The following is a 2379-nucleotide window of genomic DNA, read 5'->3' as shown; positions in this document are numbered from 1 at the left end:
GATCTCTCGAGGCCCGCCGCGCGGGCGAGCTCGTCGCGCGGCCGCACACCCGCGGCCACGACCACGACGTCGGCGTCGACCCGACCGCCGTCCGCGAGGTCGAGGCGTCCCACGCCGCCGCGCCGGTGCGGGCGGATCTTCACCGTCATCGCGTTGACCCGGACGCCGACGCCGATCGTGTTGATGAGCCGCCGCAGCGCCTCGCCGCCGCCCAGGTCGAGCTGCGTGTCCATGAGGTGCGACCCGACCTGCAGCACCGTCGCCTGGGCACCGAGCGCGTGCAGCGCGCCGGCCGCCTCGAGGCCGAGCAGGCCGCCGCCCAGCACCGCGCCGCGCACCGGGCGGACCAGGTCCTGCTGGAGCTTCTCGACGTACCCGCGCAGCGCCGCGACGTCGTCGACCGTGCGGTAGACGAACACGCCCGGCAGGTCCGCGCCCTCGGTCGGCGGCACCCACGCGTACGAGCCCGTCGCGAGCACCAGGTGGTCGTAGACGTACGTGCGGCCCGACGCGGCCGTCACCGTGCGCGACGCCCGGTCGATCGCCGTCACGGCGTCGTCGCGGACCAGCGTGACGAGCGGGTCGTCCCACAGCGCGGGGTCGCCGAGCTCGAGCTCCTCGGGCTTGCGACCCGAGAAGTAGCTCGTGAGCGCGACGCGGTCGTACGGGCGGCGCGGCTCCTCCGCGAGGACCGTGATGCGCCAGGCGCCCGCGGTGTCGCGGTCGCGCAGCGCCTCGACGAGCCGCTGGGCGACCATGCCGCCGCCGACGACGACGAGGTGACGTGAGTTCATGGGGGGCTCCGTCGGGTAGGGACGAGGGCGTGCTCCGACGGTAGGAACCGCGTGTTTCGTCCACGGGTGCGCGCGCGTTACCTCGGCGGAACGGTTCTCTCACTCGGGACGTGGCGGCCGTGTGAGCCCGGCCGGCGTCGGACGTCGGTGCCAGGCTGTGCGGCATGAGCGCCGTCATCGCCCTGCTGCGGGCCGTCAACGTCGGGGGGCGGACCGTGAAGGCCGCCCAGCTGAAGGCCGTCGCCGAGGGCCTGGGCCACGAGCAGGTCGCCACGTACGTGAACAGCGGGAACGTCGTTCTGGTCCCCGCCGGCAGACAGTCGGCGTCCGACGTCGCGGCCGGGCTGTCGCACGCGCTGGCCGACGAGCTCGGGTTCGACGTGCCCGTCGTCGCGCGCACGACCGCCGAGTGGGACCGCCTCGTCGGCGTGCTGCCCTTCCCCGCGCAGGCGCGCGAGGACCCGTCGCACCTCGCCGTCGTGTGCTGGGACGACGTGCCCGACGTGGCCTCGGTCCGCGAGTTCGACGCGTCGCGGTACGGCGACGAGGTCGTCGTGTGGCACGGCCGCGAGACGTACGCCTACTACCCGCACGGGCAGGGGCGCTCGAAGCTGACGATCGACGTGCTGTCGCGCGCCGCCGGCCGCGTCGGGACCGCTCGCAACTGGAACACGGTCCTCGCATTGCAGCGGCTCGCGCACGAGCGGGACGGCTGATCTCCACCCGAAGACGGAGGGACCGCGGCGGACGCTCTGCTTGGATCGGTGCGTGGCCACCCTCGCGTTCGACGCGCTGACCAAGGCGTACGGCGACGTCCAGGCCCTGCGGGGCATGACGTTCGACGTGCGCGCCGGCGAGATCTTCGGGTTCGTCGGGTCCAACGGCGCCGGCAAGTCCACGACGATGCGGATCGCGGTCGGCGTTCTCGCCGCCGACTCCGGCACCGTGACGTGGGACGGCCGGCCCGTCGACCACGCCGTCCGGCGGCGCATCGGGTACATGCCCGAGGAACGCGGGCTGTACCCGCGCATGAAGGTCGGCGAGCAGCTCGTCTACCTCGCGCGGCTGCACGGCCTCGACCCCGCCGCGGCGCGCGCGTCGATGGAGCACTGGACCGAGGTGCTGGGCGTCGCTGCGCGCCGCGACGACGAGGTGCTCAAGCTGTCGCTCGGCAACCAGCAGCGCGTACAGCTCGCCGCCGCGCTCGTGCACCGCCCCGAGATCCTCGTGCTCGACGAGCCCTTCTCCGGCCTCGACCCGGTCGCCGTCGACGTCATGAGCACCGTGCTGCGCGAGCAGGCGGCGGCCGGGGTGCCCGTGATCTTCTCGTCGCACCAGCTCGAGCTCGTCGAGCGCCTCTCCGACCGCGTGGGGATCGTCCGCGCCGGGTCGATGGTCGCCGTCGGCGGGATCGACGAGCTGCGCAGCACCGGCGACCGGCGGTGGGTCGTCGACGGGCCACCGGCCGCCGAGTGGCTGCCCACGGTGCCGACCGCACGGCTGTCCGACGGCGCGCACGACGGGCGCGTCGTCGTCGAGGCCGTCACCGGCGCACCGGACGACGTCGACCAGCAGCTGCTGCGCG

Annotated in this window: 3 protein-coding genes; 2 read left to right on the top strand and 1 reads right to left on the bottom strand. The window is 74.4% G+C overall.

Going from position 1 to position 2379, the window contains the following annotated elements:
• Positions 1-794: NAD(P)/FAD-dependent oxidoreductase (locus tag HGA02_RS16605; RefSeq protein WP_168680232.1), on the bottom strand; the 794-nt coding region annotated here is incomplete at its 3' end.
• Between the two features lie 164 nt (positions 795-958).
• On the opposite strand from HGA02_RS16605, the gene HGA02_RS16600 reads away from it, so the two are divergent.
• Entirely contained in the window at positions 959-1510 is a 552-nt protein-coding gene (locus HGA02_RS16600) for a DUF1697 domain-containing protein (protein ID WP_168680231.1), read from the top strand.
• A gap of 52 nt (positions 1511-1562) precedes the next feature.
• Positions 1563-2379: ABC transporter ATP-binding protein (locus HGA02_RS16595; RefSeq protein WP_343035551.1), on the top strand; the 817-nt coding region annotated here is incomplete at its 3' end.

Origin of the sequence: Cellulomonas septica, assembly GCF_012396155.1 — a bacterium.
Lineage (GTDB): Bacteria > Actinomycetota > Actinomycetes > Actinomycetales > Cellulomonadaceae > Cellulomonas > Cellulomonas septica.
The sequence above is the reverse complement of the archived record's forward strand: the minus strand, read 5'-3'. Positions and strand labels throughout refer to the sequence as shown.